Here is a 25,249-nt window from a genome sequence, read left to right as displayed (position 1 = left end):
CTGATATTTACTTTAACCTGGTTAACTTAATTTTTCATTTAATTCCATTGCAGCTTCAATACATTTATCCATATTGTAATATTCCCATTCGCCAAACCTGCCCAGCAGGTAAATATTATATGTGACCAGCAACTCTTTCAACCTGGCTATTTTGTCGCGCGTTCCGTTTTGCTGGATGATGTACGAGTCGGGCTCATAATTAAAGGCCAGCGGTGAAAGGTTTCCGGGAAGCAGGGCCAACTCTTCAATCATTGTTGGCTTTTCCTGCTTGCCCGAAAATTCGACCACACACGTCTTTCTTTTACTGCCTTCGTTATTTGTCCCGCTAAAATTTCCGGTATAAATAATCCGGTGCGCTTTAAATTTATCCTCGGGAAGGTATAACCACGACAAATCATTATCATCCGTCTCGCACAAAACATTTGATGTTCCGTTTGAAAGCAAATCGCTTACATTTTTCAGCGCCTCGTTCAGCGTATCATCATCAATGTTAATGATAGATGCCAGCTGGCGTACATCGCCGCAATAAACCAAAACATCGGTAACGATGTCTCCATTGTTCAATGCTAACTGGCCATTTTGAAATTTAATGTCAGAAACATGGTATGATAAACTGATATCCTGCTGTTCTGCCAGTTTGTCGATAATAAATTGGGAGCCATCTCTTTTTGGATAATAAAATGCAGCATGTACCATTGATGACTCTTCGCGCTTTATGATATTACTGACAATCACTTCGCGTATTTGCGGCATCGGCAATTTGCCGTCCAGCCATTCAAGCGGTACCTTGCTGATATCGGTATTCCAGATCTTGGAGTTGTACGGGCCGAAATATAGATTGTAAAGGTTTACCCCAAAGTTGCCCACCAGGAAGTCTTTAAAATTACCGTAGCTGCCGGCCTCCTTTTTACCGGTTGCAATTAATGTTAAAAGTTCGTCAATTATCGGCCTTAACTGCTCTTCGGGCAGTTGATAAAGGTAGTTTTCCAGCGGATATCCAATCAGTTTGCCTGCAAGCAATATTTTGGCATTCCGTTTTGCCTGAAGAAATTCGTTATCCCTGTTAAAATGCTTCCAAAACCAATCCAGCACCAATTGATTTTTGCTGTTAAATACATGTCCGCCAACCCTGTGAAAAAGATTGCCATTTATCCGCTCACATTTTATTAAGCCGCCTGTTTTATCTGATCTTTCTAAAACTTTAACTGCAAACCGCCCCGATAACATATTTGCTATGCTTAATCCTGAGATTCCCGAACCGATTATAGTTGCCTTCTTCATTTATACAAGTTGTTTTTATTGCGGTTTAGAATTATATATACCCTTTAATTTTTCAGAAGAGTATAGCTGTTCCGAAAGTTGGGCCTTTTTGAAATCGCCGGAGTTATCGGCCAAAATATAATTTGATGATGAAGGGTAGCCATGCCAGAAGGATGCCGGGCATATTTGTATATGCCTTGATATTAATGCCGGCTTATATGAAAAGGAGCTTTTGCTGCTGATGAGCAGATCGGCGTTTATCATATGCAAAACAGAATCCTCCGGGCCCATATCCATGCAATAATGGATATTGTCAAATTCTTTGAATTCGGGAAAGTCATTGATGTTGCCCTGCGAGAATAAATAAACCTCTGCAATTTTGTTGTGTTTAAGCAAGGCAAGCACCTTACGCAAAATAGTTGCATAGTAATCATTATTAAGCCCCCGTTCTTTCCATACTTCCTCTGTTTCAATTTTCATGCGGCGCCTGATGTGGATGGCGATATTGAATTTTTCGGGAGAAAAGATCAGTCGGTCATTTTTTCGGGCCTTGGCTTTGAAAAATTTCTCCGATAGCAGTTGATATGTATCAAATTGATTTACATAACCCTGGTCGATCTCCAAAAGAAATAATATAAAGGGGCGCTCATACGAATTTATAATATCGCCTATTAACTGTATTTCTTCTTTTTTAATGGAGTTGAACCTTGGCAACCGTACCACTTTAAATCTTTTATCCGTAAAAAAAGGAGGGGCCAAAAGCTCGCCCTCGCCAAAGCCCAAAAAGTTTTCCCATTTAGCTGTTGAAAAAGGGAAGTGTGCAAACCGTACTTTAAAAAGGCCGGAAAAATACAATCCCGAATTCCAGTTTGCCAACTGATGGCCTATACCAGCCCCATAATTTGGTTTCTGGGTTAAAAAATGTGTGCTTTTAAATTCTGCATTTATTGCTTTTTTGTTACTGTTTAATTTGTAATGCCAGTAGGCGCGGTACAGCCTGAACTGTAAAGGTGTACCATCAATTTTACGCAGGATAAAAGAATTGATCTTTCGCTTCAGCTTTTCCCGCTTCAGCTCTTTTTCATACATTGGCGCCGGAGCAAAACTTGTTGAGGGAGCATTCATATTCTTCCTTTTTTCATTTAAAAACTTGGTAATAATAATTGAACAATCGCCTTGGCCTTTACTGTAAACACGCCTACAGCTATGTTCAGTTCCCCACGGAAACGCTTGCTTAGTGAAAAAAGCAAAACAAGGAATACAACACTGTAAAGCGCACTAAATCCTATCAAACCAAACCATGAAAGGTGGTATTTAAAAGAATAAGAAATCAGGATGCAACCTGCCACTATAATCCCTGTCAATAAACTTTCATGTATCAACTCTTTTAAATTTTGTGCAGACAGGTTTGCCTTCCGGAACACCTTTTTAGGGTAATAGGCGATTAGTATCAGCGTAGGGATAAGGAATGCTAGTAAAACACCAGTCATGCCGAGCACCTTTGAAAGCACCAATAACAGGACCACATAAGCAATGCTTCTTGCCATGCTGATTAAACTGTTGCTTTTTATATGCCCCATAGAAAGGGTAATGTTTGATAAGTTATAGCCGATGGATAATAAGAGGAATGAGGTGCACAGGATGATATTGTTGCTGTTTCCAATCCAAAATTGTTTCCCCACCCAATTTTCAGTAAGGTTAGCGCTAAACAAAATAAATCCGCATATAATAAAGCCTGCTACCCAAAGCAGTATCGTCCAAATCCGCATGATAACAATCCGGATCTTCTCCTTTTCATTTGCCCCGAATAAATGGGGCAATGAAGGCAGCATTGAAATAGTAATGTTATTAGCCAGGCCAGAGACAATTCTGAGCGGGCGGCGTGACAGGTCGAGTACCGCTACTGCTTTTGAACCAATATATCTCGATACTATAATGAGGTCGATATTGGCGGCCAGGGTTTCAAAAAGGTTACTGGAAAATGTAAAGACGAATACCTTTGAAAACGATTTGAAATAAGTAAATTGAAAGGCCAACTTGATTTTATTTCGCTTAAGCAAAATACAGGTGCAGGTAATAGCGAAAAGTAAAATAGACAGACCCAAAAAAAGGCTGCTGTAGGCAAGTGCATACACCCCGAATTTAAGCACTAACAGCACTACAGTAACAATATTTGCTGCAACAATACAGCTGTATAAAAGGATTCCGTGAAGTTTGGTTTTGTGCCAGGCTAATATTATGTTGCGAAAAGTGTCGGCTAACAGGCTAAACGAGGTGCCCCATAAGGCGATCCTGAAGGCTTTGACAATATCGCTGCGGTAATGCATATCAATATTGGCGATGCTACCGATAAAATATGACAGACCATAACCAACGATAATTGATAATATGAATAATACAATCGCAATTAAAATGCCCGAGCTTATGGCTAAACCAAGCTCTTTTTCATTTTTCTCACCCAACGCATAAGATACACGTTGTAAAAGAACGCCGGCTACTCCCGGGTCGACGATAGTAATCCAGGTGAGTACATTGCCGGTTGCCAGCCAGGCCCCATATACTGCGCCGTCCATATAGTGCAGATATAAAGGAATGATCAATACACCGTTTATCAATGTGATGATAAACCCAATGTTCAGGAAAAAAAGATTCCAAATGGTCGCTTTTTTTCTGCCTTCCCCTACGATATTTTCTTTTTCGGCCATTTAACTCGTTTAATTGAATTAACATTCAGTAATTGCTGATATGCCCATTTTTCAATATCCCACCAATAAAATTCACTTTACTGCTTTTTCCGGACTTTCATAATACCCGAACCCGTACCCGTACCCGTATCCATAGCCATATCCGTAACCATAGCCATATTTGCCTTTTTGCTGGATACCGTTCATAATCAAATTAAGGTTTTTAAAACGGCCCTCTTTATACAGCGCATTGATGTACTTTAAGCGGACTTTGGGTGTATACTCGTGACGGATAACATAAAACGTAGCATCAGTATATTTTTCAATAACAAGGGCGTCGGTTACAAGGCCAATTGGCGGTGCGTCAACTATTATATAATCATACCTAAGACGGAGTATGGTAAATAATTCATCCATGCGCCCATCTACCAATAACTCCACAGGGTTAGGTGGTATGAGCCCGCAGGTTATGATGTGATAATTTTCATACCCGGGAACCGAATAGATAATATCATCTAATTCGGCATACCCGATCAGGTAGTTGCTTAGCCCGGTTTTATGATCAATATTTAACTTTTCCTGTAATTTAGGCTTCCTGAGGTCGAATTCAAGAATGATCACTTTTTTGCCGGTAATGGACAAACTTGCACCCAGGTTTAACGAAATAAATGATTTTCCCTCGCCACTGATACTTGAAGTAAGCATAATGGTTTGCAGTTTTTTGCCCGGGGATAAGAAAGAAAGATTGGTACGCAATGCGCGGATCTGCTCTCCAATTGCAGACCTGCCCATTTCCAGAACGAGCTCATTCGAATTCTCTGTTTGAGAAATTTCGGCGAGAACGGGAATGCTGCAATCTTTTTCAATGTCGCTGCGGCTTTTGATCTTATCGTTCCACAGGTCCATTACATAGATTACCGCAACTGGGATCGCGAGCCCGAATAAAGAAAACAAAAGCAGGACGATGCCTTTTTTGGGTTTTATAGGTTCATCACTGCTAATGGCCCTGTCAACTGTCCTGGTATCTGACACTGTTGACGCAAAGGATAATTCAGTTTGTTCCCTGTTTTTTAGTAAAAACGTATATAAGTCGTCTTTTATAGTTTGCTGACGGGTAATATCAACCAGCTTTCGTTCTTTAACCGGCACAGTTTTGATCATACCGGTCATGTTATTGCTCGTTTTTTCCAATTGCTGACGGGTAACATCCAAACTCCTTTTAAGCGTTTCAATATTATCGTAGATATTGTGCTTTAAGGTAGCTATCTGTTCGTCAATACCCTGTACTATGGGATTGCCTGGTTTAACAACTTTAACCGTTGCCTGTCGTTGCAATTCCATCTGCGAGAGTTGCCCGATAAGGCTGAGCAGGGTAGGGTCGTCGAGCCCCATCAGGGTTTGTGGAATGGAGCCCTGGTCGTTACTGGCAGAAGTAACATGTTTTTCAATGTCATTTAATACACTTTGTTGTAGTTTTACTGTATTTAACTGTGTATCATTTGTTTGAACGTTTTGTAAAAATATCTGCGATGCTGCGCTGATATCTGTAATTCCTTCCTTCGATTTATAATCTTCAACCTGTTTTTCGGCAGTACCCAATTCGCCGGATATCAGCTTCAGTCGTTCGTTGATAAATAGCAATGTATTTGACGCCGACAAATTTTTGTCAGCCAAACCGGCAGCGTTATAAGCATTGATCAATTGATTTAATATATCCTCGCCTTTTTCAGGGATCGTATTTTCAATTGTCATTACCAGTACGGTTGACATTTTACTGCTCGGCTCTATCCTTATTGCACTTGAAAGGTCTTCAGCAACGTTTTTTGGTGGAGCAATATTGACGATTATCGACTTCATTTCGGGGCTTTTCCCGGTTTTGCTGAGTTTGATAATGCCATAAGGCGTTTTGGTTTCTTTATTAAAAAATATCTTTTGGCCGTTAACAGCGGCACTTTCTCCATTCAGTATTGCTATTTTTAATGGCTTTTTATATGTTTCCGAAGTCGTGGAAATTTGCTCCAATTTTAAAGGGCTCCTATTGTAGAGTTCTACTTTGCGGAACAAACCTTGCCAGTAATAGGTTACATTTAGCTTAAGGGTATCTACTACTTCTTTCATCAGGGTGTATGAGCCCAATACCTGGATCTCGTTGTCCACAACTTTATTTGATGAAAAAATGTTCAATTGTTTCATCATATCATCTTCCTGGCCCAGGCCTTTTTGCTGGTCTTTGATTAAAATGCTGCTATGGATAGAAAAAATGGGCGCATGCACCTTTAAATAAATAAAGCCGGACACCAATGATAGCGCGAGCGCTATCACGAACCACTTCCAGTAAATGGAATATTTGAACACGAATTCTTTTAGATGAAATTTACTTTCCTCGTTTGAATCCTGTAACAATAATGGCGCAAAAGGATCTTTACTCATATCATTTATTTTTTAAGAGCGGCCAATAAAAGTGTTGCTATCAGGGTTAACCCGCTGATGATTATTGGAGCCAGCTGTATGCTTCGGTCACTCGATGTTATCCTGCCTTTTCCGGGCTCGATATATAAAATATCATTTGGGTGCAAATAATAAAATGGTGAATTAAACAAGTTTCTTTGAGTTATGTCGATACGGTTAAAGGTCCTTTTGCCATTAACTTCGCGAACCAATAAAATATTATCTCTTTTTGCATAGATGGTTAAATCACCAGCCATAGCAATAGCTTCCGGAATAGAAACTTTTTCATTTGGGATGGTGTAAACTGCCGGGCGAACAACTTCACCTAAAACAGAAATCTTGAAATTAAGGATGCGAATATTTACGGTGGGCTGCACAAGCAGGTTATCAAGCCTGCGGGTAATCGTATCGGCAGCTACAAATGTGGTTAAACCGCTAACTTTTACCTTCCCGATCAAAGGAATGGTAACCTGCCCCTGGTTATCAACTAAATACCCGATAGCAGCCGGAGGGTTATTATATTGTGTGGCTTGCTGCGTTACGCTGGCTGCCTGCATGGGTAAATGCGGGTTAACCATCAGGCTCGCCTCCTGGCTTAGGCTGCTTATATCGATACTTAAAATATCCGATGGCTGTATCGTGGCTGCGTACAGGTTTGAAATCTCAAAGCTGGCCGAGTCTGACGACGGGTTGGGTGTTTGAAAATAAGCCACATTTTTTTGGCTTACGCATGAACCTAATATAATCGTTACCAGGAACAGTAATCCAACTTGTTTAATGAATTTCACAATTATAATATTGGGATAGTTGTTTAATAAATAGAAAGTTTATTCAAATTGATTCTTAATGGCGTAGCCGGCCTCCTTAAGCAGTCTTTCTTTCTGGAATAATTCAAGATCCGCGGCTACCATTTCTTCAACCAATTGCTGTAAATTATATTTAGGTTTCCATCCAAGTTTTGAGGTAGACTTTGAAGGGTCGCCAATTAACAGTTCAACTTCGGTTGGCCTGAAATAACGGGGGTCAACAGAAACAATTTCTTTTCCGGGTTCAATTTGAAAGTCGGGATTACTGCAATAAACCACATACCCTTTTTCATCTGCACCATCACCCTTAAACGCCACCTCAATGCCAACCTCGGCAAATGCCAAACGAACAAACTCCCTTACCCGGGTGGTAACACCTGTCGCGATCACAAAATCTTCGGGCTGATCCTGTTGCAGAATGAGGTACATCGCTTCTACATAATCTTTAGCGTGTCCCCAATCACGCTGTGCATCCAGGTTGCCTAAAAAAAGTTTGTCCTGCAGCCCCATAGCAATTTTAGCTACGGCCCTGGTAATCTTGCGCGTAACAAATGTTTCGCCACGCAAAGGGCTCTCGTGATTAAACAAAATGCCGTTGCACGCGTACATGCCGTATGCTTCGCGGTAGTTAACAGTTATCCAGTAAGCATAAAGTTTAGCTACCGCGTAAGGGCTGCGTGGATAAAATGGGGTGGTTTCTGATTGAGGAACAGCCTGTACCAGCCCGTACAGCTCTGATGTTGAGGCCTGGTATATCCGTGTTTTTTTCTCAAGGCCTAATATCCTGATCGCTTCAAGCAGCCGCAGCGTACCAATACCATCGGCATTCGCAGTATATTCGGGGGTATCGAAACTAACCTTTACATGCGACATTGCACCAAGGTTATAAATTTCATCAGGCTGAACCTGTTGGACAATCCTGATCAGGTTTGTTGAGTCGCTCAGATCCCCAAAATGAAGGACCATGTTACGCTCAGTATCATGCGGATCATGGTATAAATGATCAATCCGTTCCGTGTTAAATAATGATGAACGTCGTTTTATGCCATGAACTTCATAGCCTTTTGATAATAGTAATTCAGTTAGGTAGGCACCGTCCTGTCCGGTGACTCCAGTAAGTAACGCTTTCTTTTTCATGTAATTTCACGTTTTTCAGTAGGTATCAATTGTTTGCAAATTTCCTCTTTCAAACCAAATCCAACCCGATTTTAGCAGGCGATAAATTTTGGTACCAAGTTTAGATATTATATTTTACAGTATTTAACTTTTAATCAAATTCTAATCTATTTTCCATTATTTTAATGAAACATAATAATTTTTTTAACGTTTCTTTGTCGGGCAAATTGCATAATTTACATAATAATGGAAAATTTAATTAAACTAATGCATTTAAAATTAAAATAAATGCAACAAAATAGCATTTAAAATGCAAAAACAGCAATTAAATTAATATGTAAAGAAATCAATATTATTTTCTCTTGGAGAAAATGTTATTTCTATATTAAATTGATTTAACGGAACTAATAATAACTGCTTTACCCGCAATGTTGAACAAAAAAAGAATTTTATCAATCGATGTATCCTGGGGGAAATATGAAGAATTTGTGAGCTTGATTCTTGGTTTGGGCAGGGAAAGGAAATCCTCTTATGTTTGTATTGCCAACGCACATATGCTGGTTGAAGCACATAGGTCAAAGTCCTTTCAGCGTGTCATAAACGATGCTGAAATTATAACCCCTGATGGCATGCCTTTGGCAAAAAGTTTTAAACTGTTATATGGTATTGAGCAAGTTAGGGTAGACGGGATGGGGCTGCTTCCTTTATTGATAGAAAGATCGATTAAAGAGAACCATTCTGTTTATTTTTATGGCGGCTCGCCTGAATTAATAGAACATGCCAAATTTTTTTTAAAAGAAAATTACCCATCGTTAAACATTGCCGGCATCTATTCTCCGCCTTTCAGATACCTCACAGTAGCTGAAAAATCTGCTGTTGTTGAAAACATCAATCAATCAGGAGCCAATATCGTTTTTGTTGCCCTGGGATGCCCCAAACAAGAGTGGTGGATGGCCGAAATGAAAGGCAGGATCCAGTCAGTGATGATCGGGATTGGTGGCGCCTTACCTGTATTTGTAGGATTACAAAAACGGGCTCCAATCTGGATGCAAAGAAACAGCCTTGAATGGTTATTCCGTTTGCTTTTAGAGCCAAGAAGGCTGTTTAAAAGATACCTTATTACCAATGTTGTTTTTCTATGGCTTTTATTTTATGAGAAGATTAAGTTCAATAGTGTTGAATATCGATCGGCAATAGAAAAGATGAACGATACAAATAATAAACAGGAATACAAAAATGTCAGCATTTCTTAAATAAGGAGTTTGTTTGCCCTAATTAAATATACCAATGAGAAAGATAGTTATTGGCGGCTAAGGCGCAATTCACCACCCTTTTTATTGTTTATAATAGCATTGGACAGGTAATACAATACCGGACGCATTACCGCAAGCCGTTCTCTTGTATATCAGTTAATCAATTCCCCTATTTGGGTTCATCCGTGTACACGTTTCACGGTCGTTATGGTTTGCCGGTAACCATACAACGCCTCATTTTGTTCATATTGCATTTTCTGCGCTATCTCAACCGCCTTAAGTCTTTGTCATAGCAGCCATAGCGCGGTCTGCGTAAAAACTAAAATCATTATCACAAATATAGTATTATTCCCATATAAGTAGTAGGAATTAAATAAAAAAATTAAATTTTTATCATTTTAACAATTTTTGCTCCCGGTTACTTTATGCTTACGCCCGCGTTTAAGTCTTTATAATCGACAGTGCATAAGCAGGGGGCAAAATTTTGGCAAATAAAAATTTGTCACGTGTGGTTGTTTATTAGCCATTAACGAATGGGTGAAAAATAAGCGCCCTTTTTCTATTTATTTGTTTGAGCGCTTAAATAGGGTTTCACCTCAAATGTAAACGTTTGGCTCCCGGCATCGCCATTTTGGCTGATACCCTGGATCACACCTATGTATTTCCCGGGCAAATCGGAGGTATAAAATGAAACATTTTTATTGCCATCAGTGCCGGTAACAACATAAGGCGACCAGTACAATGCTGTCCTGAAATCAGGTGTTCTGGTATATGCCTTTTGTTCGGTATCATATTCCGGCGCATAAAATTGCCTTTGTATTTGAAGGCCTTCATAATCAATAACCACAGCATGCGGGTCGATCTCGGCCCCGCCGAAATCGCTCTTATAGCTTGTAAAACTGAATATACCCTGTTCGGTAGAAGGGCCAAGGTAATAGGTATAGGGCACAACCTCAAGTTTGCGCAATTTTAGGGGGTCAATGGCGAATACCTTGTTCATCTTAAAAAATGGAATACCATCTACCAACACCATGGGGTCATTTTCACTCAAAAAGCCAACGCCATCAATTACCTTTATCCTGAACTGGTCGTGCGGGCGGCTAATGTTTACCTCGCGGACGTATTCGCGCATGATTTCCTCAATGGTGGTAAACCGGGTATAATTATCCAATAAATAAGTTTTCGCCGGTTCACCATAAAACGCGCCGCTATCGGCCCGGGGTTCGTTAAATTGCTTTAATAAGAGGCCATTGTAAATATTTTGCACCTGCATGGCCAGGCTTTGGTCCTCAAAACTTGTTTCCATAGCCGGGGTAATGTCAAGATGAGGCAAAACTGTTTGGGCAAATTGTTCCGAAAAGGGGCTTAATATATCGATATGGTAATTGGTGTCGATTTCGGTATTAGTTTCAGCAATAATTTCAGAAGGGCCATAAAAAGCTTTCATATTAAAAGTTAAACGGCCAAGGGAGTCGCTCTTTGAAGCAGATAACTGAACGCTTTTGCCGGGTATGCCCAGGTAAACAAAAACATCTTTCGCAGGCTTTTGGCCTGATTGGTTAGTGATTTTACCATTGATGATCGGGCCGTTAAATTCCGGTAAAAATGTAAATGAGCGGGTTTTATTTTCGAATACGTCTTTCCATGAAAAACTGCGCCAGCCTTGGGTTAGCATAAGGTTATCAGCAGTTTGCGGCCACAATGCATCATTGCTGTTGAAATAATATTCAGGCGATTCGATGGTCCCCTTCAGGTCGGCGCTTAACCATAAATAATTCAGGATATTCGTTTTATCGTCATACTGCAGGGAGTCGATCCGGTAAACAGCTACGGAAAGATCAGCAGCTTCGGGCATTCCATTTTGGCCTTTAGCGGTAATGGCAACGTCAACCCTTTTACGGAGCCCATATCCACCTGCATTAGTTGCTGCACTTAACATCAACTGCTTTTGCGGGCGTTTAAAATAAAGTCGTTCGCAAACAGGATTGCGCTCGCCATTGAAAATAGTAATTTGCGAAATACCGTCGCCAAGCTTGCTTTTATCAATCTTGAAATTTGCTGTGCCGTTATCGCAAACGGTTGTTTCAATTAGTTTTATTACATTCCTGGTTTGTGCAAAAAGGTAGAGGTTTTCTTTTGGTAAGTTTGAGTTTATCTTAACAGATAGCATTCCGGACCCGTTATCTGTTAATTGCATTACATACCCGTTTGCATAAATAACCGGTAACTTTTTTTGAACTTCTTTACCGTCAATTTTTATTACGGCGTGGTAAACTCCAAAATTCTCAGGCTTAAAGGTAAAATGACCCAGTCCGAATTTAAGCGGGGCAAACCTGGCAACGGTGTCATTTTTTTCGTTCAAAATTGCGCCTTTAAAGTTTATGCCTTTACCAAACTGGTTGGTTGCTTTAACGCCAACAACGCTTTCCATACCATTTACCAGTTCGCCTCCTTCAGGGAAAAACTGTATATCATAGGCGTTTGCGTTTGTTTTACCAGCCGATTCGGGGCTTTTTAAAGGATTGATAATGGAAATCTTTTTTGAGAAATAATAATCCGGGCTAAAATTCTTCATCCAATTGGTATAGGCCCTAAGGGTGTAATTGCCCGTTGGCATTGTTAGGGGGATAAACAACGACCCATCGCCCCCGTTATCTTTCATCGTTATTTTGGTTTGCAGTACCGCGTTTTGGTTGTTATCCAGCACCTCAACATAAGCCACTTTGCTGATGTTTAACGGGCGCAGGTAAATGCCGTCGACATTATAAATTTTAAACCATAACAATTCCCCTGCCGTACATAAGTTTCTGTTGGTATGTACAAATAGTTTTTCCTGCAACGAATTGGTATTGTAATCGTTGAAGTTTTTTTGAATGGGAGCCATTTCGGCGGGCACGGCCTGCTGTGCCATTACACGGCCTGCTGCCAAACCTACCAATGCGAAAAAAATAACTGTTGCGTTCTTCATATGCGGTGCATTGCGTTTAATTATTTATTGTTTCATTTCCAGAATGAGGGTTGCCTGTTACTTCCCCTTAAAGTACAGTCAACACAATAGGGGAATGCTGCGGTGTAGCCGTTGTTTGGGTAAATACCTTCTACATAGTCAATTGGGATCATCACATCTGTGTAAATAAATTCTTTTACCTGTAAAATTGATTGCGGCGGAACAGATTTTGGTATGGTGTAAATATACACGAGCGTATCTGCTGAGCAACCCTTAAAGGGAAGATCGGCCTGCCATGCGGGTAAATTTGCATTATCAATAAAAATACGTTGCTGTGTAACCGAACCTGCTGTTACGAATCCGACAACCGGCTCAGACGGGTTTGTTAAACAATGGATATTACCGGTCAGCTCCGAGGGCTGCGCATCGAAAATGCTGCCTAACTGTTCGGTGTTCTTTTTTAACAATACAAAATAGTTATAGGCATCGGTTGTTAATGCGTATTGCTTTACCATTATACTGTACCTGATGTGAATTTTTTCGGAAGTTGAAGGGATGGTGATAACGGGTTGTGCACTGATGATATCTTTTGATAATTTCGCTGACGAACCCAAAACAATAGTGCTTGAGGTATCGCTGGCCCAGCATTGGTATATTTCTTTATCGGCTGGCCGGGGTGCAGTGGTGTCATGATTTACTTCCATATAGTGCGAATTATATAGGGAGTGAATAATATAAGTCTCGGTATAATCCCATCGGTAATAATGCGTGCTGTTGGCCGGGTCATGGGTATTTATATTGATTTGGAGACCTTTACTTTGAATTGCATAATTAATCGTGTCAATTTGCGGCGAATTCTTCACCGGTACAAAATCCGAAGCGTATTGCTTCCCGTCGCTGGTCGTAATTTTCAGGCGATAATTTTGCCCGGCCGACAAATTTACCGGCGCCAATATATAGTCGCCTTTGCTATTCGCAGCCAGGTTATAGTGGTTGCCTTGCGAACCTTCAATGCTAACCGCGGCACCTAACTCGGGTTTTGAATTTACTTTGCCCGAAATATTTACCGTCCGGGTAAGGGTAATCGTTGTAGTATCATCAGGCGCAATATTCCCGTTTACCACCAGGTAGTTGTTGGGGGCATTGGTAACTGACGAGCTGATTTGCTTTTTACAGGCAAACGCGGCCGTCATTAGTACTGTTAAAAATATATATTTTGGTTTCAAACTCATGTCTTCTATTTCCAAAATGATGGCGGTTTATTAACGCCCCTTAATGTACAGTCAACGCATTGCGGGAATGCGCCCGTAAAGCCGCCGGTCGGATAGCGCCCTACAATATCAATAGGTATTTTTATCCCGCCGTAAATAAGGTCATGCACCTCCATGGCAAATGTATCACCCCCCGATTTTAATTTAATAATGCGCATGTATAGCAACGTATCTGCCGAACAGGCGGTATCTGGCTTTGATGCAGCCCATCCAGGAAGGTCGTTATGGTCAATAAATATCCTTTTTTGCGTCGTTGTTCCGGCTGTAATATACCCAATAACTGGTTCAGCTGGATTTGAAGTGCAATGTATGTTACCCCTCAAAGCCGATGGCTGCGCATCAAAAATACTTCCTAATTGTTCCGTATTCTTTTTTAGCAGGACGAAATAGTTATAGGCATCAGCAGTTAACGCATATTGTTTAACTAGTATACTATATCGAATAAATCCCTTTTCGGAATTAAAAGGAATAGCTATTACCGGCTGATCGCTGATTATATCTTTCGATAATTTTGCAGATGTACCCAAAACAATTGTACTCGCAGTGTCACTTGCCCAGCATTGATAAATTTGCTGATCGGCCGGGCGCACAGCGGTCGTATCATGATTTACTACCATAAAATGCGAGTAATACATGGAGTGAATAATGTACGTTTCTGTATAATCCCACCTGTAATAATGGGTGTTACTGGCCGGGTCATGTGTGCTTACGTTAATCTGCAGACCACTGTTTTTAAGGTTATAGTTCAGGGTGTCTATAGGAGGAGAGTTTTTAACTGATACGAAATCCGATGCATACTGTTTGCCGTCACCTGTTGTGATTTTTAAACGATAACTTTGTGCTGTTGATAAGTTTAGCGGGGATAATACATAGTTTCCGTTGCCGGTTGCAGTTAAGTGATCGCTACCACCCTGTGACCCTTCGATGCTCACCGACGCATTAAGCTCCGGCTTTGAATTTGGCTTTCCTGCGATATTTACGGTACGGCTCAACGAAATTGTCGAAGTATCGTTAGGTATGATATTGCCGGTAACCACCAGGTAATTATTGGGCGCACTGGTTACCGACGAGCTGATTTGCTTTTTACAGGCAAACAAAGTCGCGGTTACTATCAGCACAACAATAAATTTCCTTTTTCCTGCCATAACGTTATTTCCAGAATGATGGCGGTTTATTAACGCCCCTTAATGTACAGTCAACGCAGTACGGAAACGCAGCGGTAAATCCACCATCGGGATACGACCCGACGATATCGATTGGGATTTCAGCATCCGTATAAATATATTCCTTTACATAGTAAATAAGTTGAGGCGGGGAAGATTTCGGGATAAGGAACACGTATCTCAGCGTATCAAGCTGACAATTTTTACCGGGCAGATCCGGGGTCCAGGCGGGCAGATCTTTGTTATCAATAAATATGCGCTGCTTTGCGACTGCTCCTACCGTAACATACCCGATAACCGGCTCAGCAGGGTTTGATAAACAATGAATATTGCCGCTAAGTTCGGATGGCTGGGCGTCAAAAATGCTTCCCAATTGTTCTGTATTCTTTTTCAATAGGGTAAAATAATTAAAGGCATCTGTTGTTAATGCATATTGCTTTAGCATGATGCTATACCTGATGTGTAGCTTCTCGGCACTTGAAGGAATAGCGATAACCGGCTGTTCGCTGATAATATCCTGCGCCAATTTCGCGGATGATCCCAGTACAATAGTGCTCGATGTATCGCTAACCCAGCATTGATATATTTGTTTGTCGGCAGGCCTGATAGCGGTTGTATCATGGTTAACTTCCATATAATTTGAGTAGTACATGGAGTGGATAATGTACGTTTCCGTATATTCCCACCGGTAATAATGGGTGTTATTGGCAGGATCGTGGGTGTTTACTTTAACCTGGATGCCGTTGCTTTGAATAGCATAATTTATGGTATCAATAGGCGGGGAGTTTTTAACCGGTACAAAATCCGAAGCGTACTGCTTACCATCGGCGGTGACTATTTTTAACCGGTAGGTTTGGGATGATGATAAATTCAGTGCGGCAGACACATAATTTCCGTTTTTTGATGCAGTTAATGAATAGTTGCCTCCCTGCGAACCCTCGATGCTAACTTTTGCATTTAATTCGGGGTTTGAATTCACCTTTCCTGATAAGTTTACTGTCCGGCTCAGCGAAATAGTTGTTGAGTCTCCAACAGCAATGTTCCCATTAACTACCAGGTAATTGTTGGGAGCGGCTATGGCTGCTGAACTAATTTGTTTTTTACAATTCGTCATCAAAAAAACAGGTAAAAGGAAAATCAAATAATACTTTTCTATTTTGAACATACAGCTCTTTACTTTTCAAATAGTCACAATTCTTTTTAAAACCTTATGTTATAATTTATAAAGGGTATGGGCTTTGCAAATATGGAAAGCTGGTACTCGTTAATAGCGCCGCCTTGTTCCTGGAAAAATGTTGAATACGCATTTTGCCTTCCCGTTAAATTATAAACGCCCACGCTCCACGAGTTGTGGAAACGCTGGTGCACCTTATGGTTCCCATCAATATTTAAGGAGAAATCGGACCTGAAATAATCAGGTATCCTATACTCATTCCTGTCAGAATAAAATACTCTTTCTGATCCGTAGGCATAATATTTGGCAATTGGCAGGGTGATGGGCCGCCCTGTACTGTAGGTAACATCTAATGAAACACTATACCTGTGCGTAAAACGGTAATTACCGGTAAAATTAAAAGCGTTGGGCTTATCGTAATTAGCAGGGTAATAAGCGCCGCCGTTGATCAATTCACCCGCATTCGGATCGTTTTGACGTAAAAAAGTTCGCGAGTAGGTATAGTTGACCCATCCGTTTAACTTGCCTGCAGTTTTTCGCAGCGAAAACTCAATACCATAGGCTTTGCCCTGTGTGTTGAGCACATCCTGTTCAATATGCTGATTGAGCAGTAACGAGGCGCTGCTTTTATAATCGAGGTAATTATTAATACGCTTATAGTAAACTTCAACTGAGGCCTCAATGGTATTAGCTTTTGCATTTTTATATAAGCCCAGCGAAACCTGGTCGCCGTATTGAGGTTTTATATTAGGGTCGCTTAACTTATAAACGTCAATAGGAGAGATGGCAGTCGTATTTGAAAGTAAATGAATGTACTGTGCAAGTGTATTATAGCCTGCTTTTATGGAAAGATCGTCGCTTAAATTATAGCGGGCAGATATCCTTATTTCAGGGTGAGAATAAGTGTTGATGATTTTTCCTTTGCCATAAGTGGTGCTGTCGGTAACATTGGCTGGCGACCGCGGCAGGTTTGGGGCATAATTATCTATAGTTTGCTGACCAAGGTAATTGTAAACAGAAAATCTCACCCCGGCGCTTATCGTCAGGTCATCGGTTATATCATATTTGTCGCCAAGATACACAGCACTCTCCAGCGCGTGCTCCGCCGGAACCACGTTAGGTACAACCAACGAACCGTTTCCATAAGGCTCTTCATCACCCGGATTTAATTGGTAATAAATTGAACTAACACCAAAATCCACCGTGTTATTACTGTTAAGATAATAGGTAAAATCAGTCTTAAAATTGGTTTGGTTGATATTAAACTTCAGTTTATAGCCGTCAACGGGGTTTTGAATACTCGAAATATCATACTTGTATCCGTCATAACCTGCGGTTAATACCCCGAAAAGCTTGGTGTTGAAATTATGCTTCCATTTAATATTTGCATTTTGGTTACTATAATTATAAGTGGTATCGCTATTTAACCTAAAATTATCGTTGCTTAGGTAGCTGGTAATGTATATATTGTTATTCTTGTTAATTTGGTGGCTGATATCAAGGTTAAGATCATAAAAGGAAGCATGGCTGTGTTTATATTCAGCGGGCAGCAAACTCAAAAGCCAATCGGAATAGCTGGTGCGTGCGCCAAAAATAAACGAAGTCTTATCTTTAATTATGGGGCCTTCAACGTTCAGCCGGCTGGTCAACAGGCCGATCCCTGCTGAACCTGTAAAGATTTTTTTGTTGCCCTCGCGGTCTGTTACCTCCAGAACGGAAGATAAACGACCTCCAAATTTTTCGGGTATACTATTTTTGTATAATTCTACATCTTTTACGATGTCTGGATTAAATGCCGAAAAGAAACCAAAAAAGTGAGCGGGATTGTAAATAGTGGCATCATTCAGCAAGATCAGGTTTTGGTCGGCGGCGCCACCCCGAACATTAAAGCCTGTTGTCGCCTCGCCTACTGACTGCACGCCCGGTAACGTTAATACTACGCGTAAAACGTCAGTCTCGCCAAAAATTTGGGGGACCTGCTTAATGTTTTTAATGTCAAGCCGGTTAACGCTCAGTTCCACGCCACGAACATTGGCAACCTTGTCGGCTGATATTTTTACTTCTTTTAAACGGGTAACCTGGTCCTGTAATTCAATATTCAATTCGCCATCGGTATAAAGCATCAGCTGCCTCCGGGTATCTTTCATGCCGATCGCCTTCACTATCAATTGTTCCCTTCCGCGCGGTAACGATAAGGTATAGTAACCAAATTTATCAGAAACTACACCGGTTTTTGTGTTGGCTACAAAAATGCTGGCGCCGGCTATAGCATCGCCTGATTTAAGTTCCTTAACATAGCCGGAGATAGTTGCATTGCCGGGTTTAACTTCGTTTGTTTTTATCCCGATCTCGTAAAGTTTGTTCTCAATGGTCGATTCAATCGCCGGTTTTTTATCGGTGGCTGTCAGGTCGGTAACCGGTTCGGTATTGTTAATGGTGACCTGGTTGGGTTTAGGGGTAAAATAACCGGTTGCTACAAGGGGGTGGATTTCTTTATCCCTGGTCAAAAAAACCCACATTTTTGCCGGAACAATGGTATAATGATAGAATGTATTGAGAAATGCAGCATTCAGGATTTCACCCAGCGTTTTATCATTAAGTTGCAACGTTACCTTAAGGCTGTCAAACTGCGCTGCATTGTAATAAAAATGGTAGCCTGTTTTCGATTCAAGGTCTTTCACCACTTGCTCTGTGCCGGCTTGCTGAAAATTCACACTAAACGTTTTTAACGGAGCATTTTGCGCGTTAACAACGGCAGAGATAAATAAAAGGATAACTAAAGCGTAAATTATTTTCATACTATTTGGTTATTTGATCATAATAAGTCACTATGTTGACCAAAGCCAAATCGTGAAGACTGTTGAACTTTATTTTATTATCCCTGATATACTGTTTGAGTTCTTTTTTCTTGTCTTTAAAAAAATCCAGTACTGTACCGAGGCTGGCATCACCTACGCTGTAATATTTATCGCCTTTTTTAATGTAGTATTCTTTATTGTCGTTAATGGGTACAAAAATGCGTTCCATGCCCGAGCCGCCCCGGCTGGTATTAATGGTTTTTTCCCATTTATTCAGAACGGTTGATCTGCCTCCATAAAGCTGCTCATAAAATCCTGTCTTCAGGCCGCCGGAATTATCCTGAATTCTGATAAAGTGCCGGGTCATCAGGTCAAAACTTGCTATTTTATCGCTTACCAGCCGATAGGGCGAACTGTGGTTATCTAAAAGCACGATAAGGTGGTCCGCATTAATATCGTACAACATAGGGACGTTTTGGTATGTTTCCCCATCGTAAGTAACGGAGCCATTTCGCCAGCCCGTTGCATCCTCTAAAAAAGGGGTCCCTTTTATCCCTGCATCGTAGCCGCGGAAACTGTAACCGTTGTAAAGCCACGATTCTTCGCCTATTGCATGGTCAAAGCGACTGGCGAGGTTAAAAACAGATTGTTTGTAAATTACGCTGTCTGAGTCGGGTTGCGAGGCTGCGGTTTTGCACGTGATAACCAAAGCGAAAAAGCATATCAATTTGACAAGGGCGTGTTTATTCATTTAGGTTAAATTTTTATTTCGTAATTTAAAAAAACAATCTTTAAAAAACAAATTAATAGCAATTTTGTGGCAGTAAGGCCTGTTTTTACTTTTTTTAACTCAAATTAAATGAGCCTAAAAAAGAATATGCATATAAGAAGACTTTTTGAGCATCCACCTCGTATTTCAAACTTCGGATACAAAAGGGGAGTGCCGGCACATTAAAAAGATTTGAAAACGCTCACCTAACGTCAGGAAACTTTAACCCATTCGCCTTTTTCAAAATCATATTTTTTGATTACGCGGGCTGGATTGCCGACTGCTACACTATAAGGGGGAATGCTTTTTGTAACAACAGAACCGCCGGCAACAACGCTGTGTTTACCAATAGTAACCCCTGCAGTAATTACGGCGTTGGCGCCTATCCATACTTCATCTTCAACAATAATTGGGGCGGTAGTTACTTTTTGCAGGCGGATGGGTATAGTGACATCTGTATACGTGTGGTTTAAGCCGCTTAATACAATATTTTGAGCTAAAATAACCTGGTTGCCAATAGTAACCGGGCCTATCAAAACACTCCCCAGCCCAATGCGCGAATCATCGCCGATGAGCAAGTGACCTACGCCATTGTTAACGGTACAAAAATCTTCAATAGTAGTGTTTGCACCGAGTGAAAATTTGTTAAATGGGAATATATCTGCACGGGCGCTCCAGCGGATGGATGAGCCTTTACCTCGGTGATGGATAAAAGGGGTTACAAACCAGCGCACCCACCAGCGCGGGCGTGCATTGCCAACAATCATTTTATGGACTATTTTTTTAACCCGGGGTTTGATTTTATTGACGACGATAGTCCCATAATGCTGGTAATTTACCTTTTTCAATCCTTGCTGCCAAACTTAACTAAATATTTTCGGGATGAAGATATTCAGCACTTCAACCATGATCAGGATGATGATCACCCATTCAAGCCTGAAACTGGTACGGTATTGCAGCAGGTCGCGGAAAAGTTCGTAGTTATCTTTTACAATATTCAAACTTTCCTGAATGTTCCGGAACCTTTCGTTCAAATCGAAGGTGCGGATGAGGTCGGTGTGGATCTTGTTTAGATTTTCGTCTTCCCAGGTTTCAGGCGGCGCATCGAAAATGTACATATTCTCGGCAATCCGGTTTTTCAACAGCAATGTCTTGCCGATGTATTTTTTCAGGTTTATTCCCGATATGTTCAGGTTTCCGGTTTCTTCCAACATCTGGGTATGCAGGTTGGTTTCCTCCATCAGCCTTGTGGTTTGCTCCTGGTAATAATCAAGGGCGACTGATTGGGAGACATTCAGCATGATCAGGCGCAATACCTCAATATCCGACCCGATGATTTCGATGGAATTAAAGCCGATTTTGTTTCTTGCAGAGTTTGTCTGGATCTTAAATTCCTCTTCCAAACTCTCGTCGAACTTACCTTTGCAGTACGCGTATATCAGCCTTAAAAATTCGGAGATCTTGATCGGGTCGTAATTTAAAAAGCAAACTACCCCATATTTAAAAACATAAATGTACCGCCCCTCATCGGTGATGTAAAATAATTCATCGGTATCGCCGAAATATAATTCTGCTTTAAATGCAGATCTGAAGGTTTTTATATCAATGCTATCAGCTATCTGGTAGGATAAAACTTGTACTAACATATTGGTTTTTATGATCTCTTTTTATTTACATCTCAATAAAGGGTGTAACAAGGTGATACCATACATTAAAGTTACGAAAATAGTTCGTGAAAGCAGTGATGACGGCTCTTCAGTATTAAAGTAAATTTATTTTTTGCCATTATTTGTTATAAAAAACAACTTCAATTTTCATAAACGCATTTCCCATCAATAAATGTCCGCTCAACTTTTAGTGTTGAAATGTCTGCGGGCGCCATGGCCAACGGGTCGCGGTTCAGCATAATAAAATCGGCCAGTTGACCCGGCTCAAGCGTGCCAAACTGCGGTGTTTGGCCAATAGTTGCAGCGTTTATGGTGTAAGCCTTTAATGCATCCGCTACGCTGATGGCTTCGTCAGCTGCAATTACAAAGCCTTCATTATCCATGCGGGTTACGGCAGCTTCCATGCCTTTAACAGGGTTTAAATTGCTTACCACCGGCGCATCCGATGATAGTGCCGTAAGAATACCATGCTTTAACACCGAGCGGACAGGGTAACACTGGTTCAAATAGTCCTGATCCAGGTATTGCCTGAAATTTTTACCCAGTTCGCTGATAAATATGGTTTGCATGGAGGTAGCGATCTGGTGTTTGGCCATTAATTCCAGGTGCTTTTTTTCGGGCAGGCCAAGGTGTTCAATCCTTCTTAAAACGCCGGGCAGCATTTCTCCAAGTTTAACATAGGTATCAATAACAAACTCAATTGCCGCATCGCCTATGGCGTGGGTAGCAAGGCCAAGTCCTTTTTCCATTGCGGCCTTTCCTAACCGCAGGTATTGTTGCTGCCGCAAGCGCAATACTCCGTGTTCATTGGTATTTTTATAGGGCCTTTTCAGGGCGGCCGTCTTGCCGCTCAGCCCACCATCGCTAAAAAATTTAACGGTATTTACATTGAGCCCATCCGATGAAAAATTTTCAGGCAAATCATAGGGTTTTTCGCCGCCGTCAGGTAATAAAATGGGTATTGCATTTAGCCGGAAACCAAGGTCCCCGGCTTGATGCATCTCATAATAGGCCTGCAGTAACAAAGGGTCGACTGCAGGGTCGGTAGCAGCCGTGATTCCAAAGCTGTATAATTGTTTACGGGCAGCCGTCACCATCGTTTTTAACTCATCTTTGGTGTAGGCCGGAATATTTTTACTTACCAAACCAAGGGCGGTTTCGGAGAAGATGCCGTTCGGTTTGCCATCATTACCTTTGTGCATTACACCCCCTTCAGGGACGGGCGTACTTGAGGTAACGTTACTTATTTCGAGCGCACGGGTATTGGCAACGGCAATATGGGCGCAGGTGCGGATCAGATAAACCGGTTTGTCCTTAACAACTTTATCCAGGTCGTTTTTATCAGGCATCCGTCCTTCCTTCCAACCCGCCTCGTTAAAGCCGCGGGCGGTTATCCAGCCGAGATCGGGGTTGTTTTGATGATAGCTTTCTATCATTCCCAGCATTTCAGCCAAACTGCCGGCCTTACGCACGTCCAGCATATAAGTGGCCAGGTTGCCCACTTTCCAGATATGGATGTGCGAATCGTTAAAGCCCGGCATTAAAGTTTTGCCACCGGCATCAATTACTTCTGTGCCTGCTTGAACCAAAGATTTTAGCTCATCCCAGCGCCCAATACCCTTAATATGGTTACCATCTATCGCAATAGCATCATACCCTTTGCCGGTAAAACCATCGTTAAAGGAAAGCAGGTTGACATTATGGATAATCAGTGTGGGCATACCAAATTTATTTTATGCTAATATTGGGGTTCTTTTAACCTGTGCGCGGGCAATGGCGTCTTCCAAAACTTGCAATCCTTCAGTTAGCTGTTCGTCTGTGATCACAATTGGTGGCAAAAGCCTGATACAATTGCTGAACAAGCCGGCGCGGATCATAATCAGGCCATGCGCCACGGCATCTTTAATGATCTCGAGCGTTGCTTCTGCATCAGGTTCTTTGCTGTCGCGATCTTTTACGAATTCAACCAGTCGCATAGCGCCGATACCGCGTACATCACCGATGAGTGGATATTTATCTTTCCAGCTTTCCAAAGTAGTTCGAATGATTTCACCTACCTCATTTACCCTTTGTAAAAAACTCTCACTTTTGATGATCTTTATCGCTTCAATAGCTGCCACGCAGGCCACCGGGCTGCCGCCGTAGGTGCCGCCAATGCCGCCTAAATGCGGCGCATCCATTATTTCGGCTTTCCCGGTAACCGCACTGATCGGCATACCTGCCCCGATAGATTTCGCACTCACCATAATATCCGGGACTACCCCGCTATGCTCCACTGCGAAAAATTTACCGGTACGCCCGGCGCCGCACTGAATTTCATCGGCAATAAATACGATACCATATTTATCACAAACTTCGCGCAATTTATGCAGGTAAGCAGGCGGAATCGGCAAAAATCCTCCTTCGCCCTGCACGGGTTCAATAATAATAGCCGCCAGCGATTCCGGGTCGACTTGTGAGATAAAAGCCTCGTCCAGTTTTTTAATACAATAAGCTACATATTCATCCTCGCTCATGCCATCAATACCACGATAGGCATTTGGAGCAGGGATCCGGTAAATATCAGACACATACGAACCAAAACCCTTTTTAAATAAAGCATATTTACTGGTAAGGCTAAGCGTTAGTAGTGTGCGGCCATGGTAGGCACCCTCGAAACACAACACCGCATTACGTTTGGTATAATACTTGGCAATGTTTACCGCGTTCTCCACCGCCTCGGAACCTGAATTGGCCAGCAAGGTTTTTTTTGGGAAATTGCCTGGTGTTATACTGTTCAGCAATTCGGCCAGGTCGAGATACGGTTCCATTGTGGTGACCAGGGAGCAGGTATGGATGTATTTATCCAGTTGTTCCTTCATGGCATTCACTACCTGCTCATTGCGGTGCCCCACGTTGATCATCCCGATACCGCCGGCAAAGTCAAGGAGTTGGTTGCCATCCACATCCCAAACCAATGCGCCTTCGGCTTTTTCAACCACTACTTCGGTTGATTTTGCCAGGCCTGCCGGTAAGCTATTTTTTCTTCTCTCCAATGCTGCCAGTCCTTTAGGGCCCGGTAATGCTGTTTTTAATTTTATAAACGACATGGTTGTTTGTTTAGTCCGGAAGTCCGAAAAGTCCGGAAGATTAAAATGGTATAATTTTATTCGTTGTTTTTTGTTCAAATAACTATTTAATAAACTTTTTCTTTCGGACTTTTCCGACTTCCGGACTTCTTTTCACACGTCCTTATCAATATCCAGTTTTATCAATACCCCATAATTGCCGCAAACAGGGTCCGTAAGGTAATCGGGTATTAACGCTATAGGCTCAAATCCGATCTTCATTTGCGGGGTGATGGTGGGGTCGGTTCTTTTGCCGGCAATTAATTCAGCATAATATTGTTCGCCGGTCATTGATTCGCTTACCCAGCCGTAACCACTCATCATCCCAACCGTAATCTGCCCTTTCAACCCCAGCTGGCGGGCAACCTCGTGCCTTGCCCTGTAAAGCAACCGTGCCAGCCCCTGCCCGCGATAATCCGGATGTACGCCAATGTCCAGGCCATAGAGCCAGTCGCCATCGGGTTCGTGATTGGTCATCCAGCCGCCTGCAAAGGTTTCTTTAAAGGTGTGGTGATGGTTTGACATGTTGAAAGTACAGCGCATAGTGGTGGTCATTCCAATCACCCTGTCTTTATCGGTGATCACAAACTGGCCCTGGGGGAATATTTCCAGGTGCCGCAGGTAGTGTTGCCTTAAGATCAGCTCATCTTCGGCAAGTGTGGGGAATACCACCCGCTGCAACTCCTCCAGCTGCGCTGCATGTTCCCGCCGGGTGTTTTGTACCACCAGGCCGGAGCTTGTTGTAATGCAATAGTTTTTGATAATGGTATGCATTGTAATATTTTA

General features: G+C 41.8%; 18 protein-coding genes. 1 reads left to right on the top strand and 17 read right to left on the bottom strand.

Annotated features, from left to right (window positions below; genetic code table 11):
- Positions 1 to 21: 21 nt before the first annotated feature.
- From MgSA37_RS27720 to gmd, 6 genes are all read right to left on the bottom strand, one after another.
- Complete coding sequence (locus tag MgSA37_RS27720; RefSeq protein WP_096357062.1) at positions 22 to 1,281, bottom strand: protoporphyrinogen/coproporphyrinogen oxidase; 1,260 nt, start codon at positions 1,279 to 1,281, stop codon at positions 22 to 24.
- A 15-nt stretch (positions 1,282 to 1,296) separates the two neighbouring features.
- Positions 1,297 to 2,385, bottom strand: coding sequence for a hypothetical protein (locus MgSA37_RS27715; RefSeq protein ID WP_096357060.1), 1,089 nt, complete (start codon positions 2,383 to 2,385; stop codon positions 1,297 to 1,299).
- A gap of 17 nt (positions 2,386 to 2,402) precedes the next feature.
- Positions 2,403 to 3,965 (bottom strand): lipopolysaccharide biosynthesis protein, encoded by a 1,563-nt coding sequence (locus MgSA37_RS27710; RefSeq protein WP_096357058.1) that lies wholly within the window; start codon positions 3,963 to 3,965, stop codon positions 2,403 to 2,405.
- Between the two features lie 72 nt (positions 3,966 to 4,037).
- On the bottom strand, positions 4,038 to 6,374 hold the full coding sequence (locus tag MgSA37_RS27705) for a GumC family protein (RefSeq protein WP_096357056.1): 2,337 nt from the start codon (positions 6,372 to 6,374) through the stop codon (positions 4,038 to 4,040).
- 5 nt (positions 6,375 to 6,379) lie between these two features.
- Entirely contained in the window at positions 6,380 to 7,180 is an 801-nt protein-coding gene (locus MgSA37_RS27700) for a polysaccharide biosynthesis/export family protein (RefSeq protein ID WP_157750772.1), read from the bottom strand.
- 39 nt (positions 7,181 to 7,219) lie between these two features.
- Positions 7,220 to 8,335 (bottom strand): GDP-mannose 4,6-dehydratase, encoded by a 1,116-nt coding sequence (gene gmd, locus MgSA37_RS27695; protein ID WP_096357052.1) that lies wholly within the window; start codon positions 8,333 to 8,335, stop codon positions 7,220 to 7,222.
- A gap of 407 nt (positions 8,336 to 8,742) precedes the next feature.
- Here gmd and MgSA37_RS27690 point away from each other — a divergent pair, with 407 nt between their 5' ends.
- A complete protein-coding gene (locus tag MgSA37_RS27690) occupies positions 8,743 to 9,567 on the top strand; it encodes a WecB/TagA/CpsF family glycosyltransferase (protein ID WP_197706056.1) in 825 nt (274 codons plus the stop codon).
- A 559-nt stretch (positions 9,568 to 10,126) separates the two neighbouring features.
- Here the strand turns inward: MgSA37_RS27690 and MgSA37_RS27685 are convergent.
- From MgSA37_RS27685 to MgSA37_RS27635, 11 genes are all read right to left on the bottom strand, one after another.
- Complete coding sequence (locus tag MgSA37_RS27685) at positions 10,127 to 12,535, bottom strand: hypothetical protein (RefSeq protein ID WP_096357050.1); 2,409 nt, start codon at positions 12,533 to 12,535, stop codon at positions 10,127 to 10,129.
- Positions 12,536 to 12,567: 32 nt separating this feature from the next.
- Positions 12,568 to 13,761 (bottom strand): DUF4249 domain-containing protein, encoded by a 1,194-nt coding sequence (locus tag MgSA37_RS27680; RefSeq protein WP_157750771.1) that lies wholly within the window; start codon positions 13,759 to 13,761, stop codon positions 12,568 to 12,570.
- Positions 13,752 to 14,930, bottom strand: a complete 1,179-nt coding sequence (locus MgSA37_RS27675; protein WP_096357047.1) for a DUF4249 domain-containing protein — start codon at positions 14,928 to 14,930, stop codon at positions 13,752 to 13,754. The genes MgSA37_RS27680 and MgSA37_RS27675 overlap by 10 nt, the downstream gene beginning before the upstream one ends.
- Before the next feature lie 4 nt (positions 14,931 to 14,934).
- Positions 14,935 to 16,113, bottom strand: a complete 1,179-nt coding sequence (locus MgSA37_RS27670; protein ID WP_096357045.1) for a DUF4249 domain-containing protein — start codon at positions 16,111 to 16,113, stop codon at positions 14,935 to 14,937.
- A 35-nt stretch (positions 16,114 to 16,148) separates the two neighbouring features.
- Positions 16,149 to 18,920 (bottom strand): TonB-dependent receptor, encoded by a 2,772-nt coding sequence (locus tag MgSA37_RS27665; protein WP_096357043.1) that lies wholly within the window; start codon positions 18,918 to 18,920, stop codon positions 16,149 to 16,151.
- Position 18,921: 1 nt separating this feature from the next.
- The gene (locus tag MgSA37_RS27660; protein WP_096357041.1) at positions 18,922 to 19,671 is read right to left on the bottom strand and encodes a hypothetical protein; all 750 of its coding nucleotides are present in this window, start codon (positions 19,669 to 19,671) and stop codon (positions 18,922 to 18,924) included.
- Between the two features lie 230 nt (positions 19,672 to 19,901).
- Positions 19,902 to 20,456 (bottom strand): acyltransferase, encoded by a 555-nt coding sequence (locus MgSA37_RS27655; protein WP_096357804.1) that lies wholly within the window; start codon positions 20,454 to 20,456, stop codon positions 19,902 to 19,904.
- A 96-nt stretch (positions 20,457 to 20,552) separates the two neighbouring features.
- Positions 20,553 to 21,335, bottom strand: coding sequence for an RMD1 family protein (locus MgSA37_RS27650; RefSeq protein ID WP_096357039.1), 783 nt, complete (start codon positions 21,333 to 21,335; stop codon positions 20,553 to 20,555).
- Positions 21,336 to 21,496: 161 nt separating this feature from the next.
- On the bottom strand, positions 21,497 to 23,077 hold the full coding sequence (locus MgSA37_RS27645) for an amidohydrolase (protein ID WP_096357037.1): 1,581 nt from the start codon (positions 23,075 to 23,077) through the stop codon (positions 21,497 to 21,499).
- A gap of 12 nt (positions 23,078 to 23,089) precedes the next feature.
- Positions 23,090 to 24,445 carry a 4-aminobutyrate--2-oxoglutarate transaminase gene (gene gabT / locus MgSA37_RS27640; protein ID WP_096357036.1) on the bottom strand — a complete coding sequence of 452 codons (1,356 nt, stop codon included), beginning with the start codon at positions 24,443 to 24,445 and terminating at the stop codon, positions 23,090 to 23,092.
- A gap of 132 nt (positions 24,446 to 24,577) precedes the next feature.
- Positions 24,578 to 25,237: a GNAT family N-acetyltransferase gene (locus MgSA37_RS27635; RefSeq protein ID WP_096357034.1), complete on the bottom strand. Its 660-nt coding sequence runs from the start codon at positions 25,235 to 25,237 to the stop codon at positions 24,578 to 24,580.
- Positions 25,238 to 25,249 lie beyond the last annotated feature (12 nt).

Source organism: Mucilaginibacter gotjawali (assembly GCF_002355435.1).
In the GTDB taxonomy this organism is placed as follows: domain Bacteria; phylum Bacteroidota; class Bacteroidia; order Sphingobacteriales; family Sphingobacteriaceae; genus Mucilaginibacter; species Mucilaginibacter gotjawali.
The sequence above is the reverse complement of the archived record's forward strand: the minus strand, read 5'-3'. Positions and strand labels throughout refer to the sequence as shown.

What these genes read in the sequence shown, in the direction of transcription:
- MgSA37_RS27685 (WP_096357050.1), bottom strand. Translation starts at nt 12,535, where the DNA reads ATGAAGAACGCAACAGTTATTTTTTTCGCATTGGTAGGTTTGGCAGCA.
- MgSA37_RS27660 (WP_096357041.1), bottom strand. Translation starts at nt 19,671, where the DNA reads ATGAATAAACACGCCCTTGTCAAATTGATATGCTTTTTCGCTTTGGTT.
- MgSA37_RS27645 (WP_096357037.1), bottom strand. Translation starts at nt 23,077, where the DNA reads ATGCCCACACTGATTATCCATAATGTCAACCTGCTTTCCTTTAACGAT.
- MgSA37_RS27715 (WP_096357060.1), bottom strand. Translation starts at nt 2,385, where the DNA reads ATGAATGCTCCCTCAACAAGTTTTGCTCCGGCGCCAATGTATGAAAAA.
- MgSA37_RS27705 (WP_096357056.1), bottom strand. Translation starts at nt 6,374, where the DNA reads ATGAGTAAAGATCCTTTTGCGCCATTATTGTTACAGGATTCAAACGAG.
- MgSA37_RS27720 (WP_096357062.1), bottom strand. Translation starts at nt 1,281, where the DNA reads ATGAAGAAGGCAACTATAATCGGTTCGGGAATCTCAGGATTAAGCATA.
- gabT (WP_096357036.1), bottom strand. Translation starts at nt 24,445, where the DNA reads ATGTCGTTTATAAAATTAAAAACAGCATTACCGGGCCCTAAAGGACTG.
- MgSA37_RS27665 (WP_096357043.1), bottom strand. Translation starts at nt 18,920, where the DNA reads ATGAAAATAATTTACGCTTTAGTTATCCTTTTATTTATCTCTGCCGTT.
- MgSA37_RS27690 (WP_197706056.1), top strand. Translation starts at nt 8,743, where the DNA reads ATGTTGAACAAAAAAAGAATTTTATCAATCGATGTATCCTGGGGGAAA.
- gmd (WP_096357052.1), bottom strand. Translation starts at nt 8,335, where the DNA reads ATGAAAAAGAAAGCGTTACTTACTGGAGTCACCGGACAGGACGGTGCC.
- MgSA37_RS27675 (WP_096357047.1), bottom strand. Translation starts at nt 14,930, where the DNA reads ATGGCAGGAAAAAGGAAATTTATTGTTGTGCTGATAGTAACCGCGACT.
- MgSA37_RS27635 (WP_096357034.1), bottom strand. Translation starts at nt 25,237, where the DNA reads ATGCATACCATTATCAAAAACTATTGCATTACAACAAGCTCCGGCCTG.
- MgSA37_RS27670 (WP_096357045.1), bottom strand. Translation starts at nt 16,113, where the DNA reads ATGTTCAAAATAGAAAAGTATTATTTGATTTTCCTTTTACCTGTTTTT.
- MgSA37_RS27650 (WP_096357039.1), bottom strand. Translation starts at nt 21,335, where the DNA reads ATGTTAGTACAAGTTTTATCCTACCAGATAGCTGATAGCATTGATATA.
- MgSA37_RS27710 (WP_096357058.1), bottom strand. Translation starts at nt 3,965, where the DNA reads ATGGCCGAAAAAGAAAATATCGTAGGGGAAGGCAGAAAAAAAGCGACC.
- MgSA37_RS27655 (WP_096357804.1), bottom strand. Translation starts at nt 20,456, where the DNA reads ATGATTGTTGGCAATGCACGCCCGCGCTGGTGGGTGCGCTGGTTTGTA.